This window comes from Crocosphaera sp. Alani8 (assembly GCF_038442745.1).
Classification (GTDB): Bacteria; Cyanobacteriota; Cyanobacteriia; order Cyanobacteriales; family Microcystaceae; genus Crocosphaera.
In genome coordinates, this window is record NZ_JARVCN010000452.1 from 1 (window position 1) to 2,231 (window position 2,231).

A 2,231-nucleotide genomic window follows, 5' to 3' on the forward strand; every position below is an offset into this window, starting at 1 on the left:
CTAAGCGATCGCTCTCTAGTTTTCCAACAATTCAAGCAACTTAGTGAAAGATTGGGTGTTGAGTTAGTTCCTTTAACGATTTCTAGTTCTCAGGAAAATCCTGATATTGCCTCTGGCAAACTCTATTTACTCGATGAATTTCCTACTTTATTAGATAGTTTCTCGGGTGTTGAACAATATCAAATTATTCAATGGCTAATCTCTCTGATAACTCAAAAAAGAAATAGATGCTCCTTTATTCTTACCAATGGGATTGGTCAATCTTTACCCGATTATTTACTCCCTTTGATTCCTTCGGTTAATTGGCCACTTCCCAACCTATCCGAGCTTAAAACCCTTTTAAACAGGGAACTAGGAACAAACGACGAAAGTTTAGCTGTTCCTTTAGCTGGTTTATCTACGGCGGAAATAATCACAGGTTTACGCTTAATCGACCCATCACAAGCCATTAAGCCTCAATTACTCTCCTATAAACAACAACAACTCTCAGCGTTGGGATTAAATTTTCTTCGCACTCCCAATCACACTGTTGGAGGATTAGATTTAATTAAAACCGCTATATCTCAAGTTGCCATCGATTATTCTGATTTTGCTCAAGCCAATGGCATTCCTTTTCCCAAGGGTTGGTTATTTGCTGGCCCCCCTGGTACGGGTAAAACCTTCACTGCCAAAATTTGCGCAGTTAAATTGGGTTTTCCTTTAATTAGTGTCGGCGTTGATATCATTAAATCCAAAGGTGCGGCCTATTTGAAACAACTTTTGCTCCGTATCGAATCCGCTTCTCCTGCCGTTTGTTACTTCGATGAATTCGATAAATTTTTTGACCCTGATACTGCTCTTAATGGCGGTTCTAATTCTCAAGAAGTTTTAGGGGTTTTGTTAACTTGGTTACAAGAAAAGCAAACTAAAACTTTTGTTATTGCTACCTTAAATCGTCTTGATGCTTTGCCTCCTGAATTGACCCGTGCTGGCCGCTTTGACCGCATTTTTTATGTTGGCTTTCCACAGGCCATCGAACGCTTTGAAATCCTCAAACTCCATGCTAATCGTTTTGACTCTCGCTATAGTCAAGGAGAGCTTTATTTTCCTTTAACTCAACAACAATGGGCGATTCTTTTGAACCGCACCCAAAATTTTACTGGGGCTGAATTACAAGCTCTCGTTGAAAAAGCTGCTAAAACTAAATTTTATACTGGTGTTGATTCTCTCTACTTAGATTTAGATGATTTTTTACAAGCTCGTTCTCTGATTACTCCTCTTTATATTAGAGATACTGAACGAGTTTTAGCGATGGAAAACCGCGCTCGTTTTGTTAGTGAACCCAGTTCTTCTCCTGATAATTCTGTGTTTGCTCCTCCTCAAACTAATCTTTGGGGTGAGGCTTGTTAACTTAATTCTTTTTACTTCCCTTAAACATTATTAATTTTAAAACCTCCTCGTCAACTTGAGGAGGTTTCTTTTTTTGTCCTGAATTTATTATCTTTTTTTTCCTCTTTTCATTATTGAATTTATCAATAATTTTATCAATTACTCTCTTTTCTTATAAAGAAAACCTTAAAATTCTTCAAAAAAGACAAATTTCCTTGATTTATTGTTGCTATTTTCGGAAGTTTTTTGATAGATTAACTTTATCATAAAACTCGTTCCAAGACCATCATTCAATAATTGATAATTAATAATGGATAATGGATAATTACCTCTCCCGCTTAGTGAAGAGGATTGGATAGGAAGTCACGCTTTTTACTTTTTTCTCCTTAAAAGGAGAGGTCTTAAACCGAATTAATTAATTATCAATTGTCAATTGTCAATTATCCATTGATAAGTTCTTTACTCCTTGAAAATCAGATGAAAGATATGAACAATAATTTTAAGTCTCAGTCTGTTCCTTTACAACAAATTTCTTCAAGAATTAATCTTTACCATCAGCAGTGCCAACAAATTAAGTTAACTCAACGAGAACGGCAATTATTAGAATGGTTAAGCTTTGGTTATTCTTACCAAGAAATGGCAGTGAGCATTCATATATCGGTTGGTACGATCAAAAATTATTTTCTTAAATTACGAGAAAAGTTTAATGCTCATAATAATAGCCACCTTGTCTCTATTATTTTTCTTGGTGGCTTATTTTCTGCTAATTCTTTTGAAAGGAAAAATTCTCCCATAATTAATCATGCCATTACTCATCGTTGAATCCCCCAATAAGATTAAAAAACTCAAACAAATCTTAGGCT

Annotated in this window: 2 protein-coding genes; both read left to right on the forward strand. The window is 35.4% G+C overall.

Annotated elements, in window-relative coordinates:
* Positions 1-1,389 (forward strand): ATP-binding protein (locus tag P9B04_RS22110; protein ID WP_342057123.1); only part of this gene is annotated, 1,389 nt, incomplete at its 5' end.
* A gap of 465 nt (positions 1,390-1,854) precedes the next feature.
* A complete protein-coding gene (locus P9B04_RS22115; RefSeq protein WP_342057124.1) occupies positions 1,855-2,190 on the forward strand; it encodes a helix-turn-helix transcriptional regulator in 336 nt (111 codons plus the stop codon).
* The last annotated feature ends 41 nt before the right edge of the window (positions 2,191-2,231 follow it).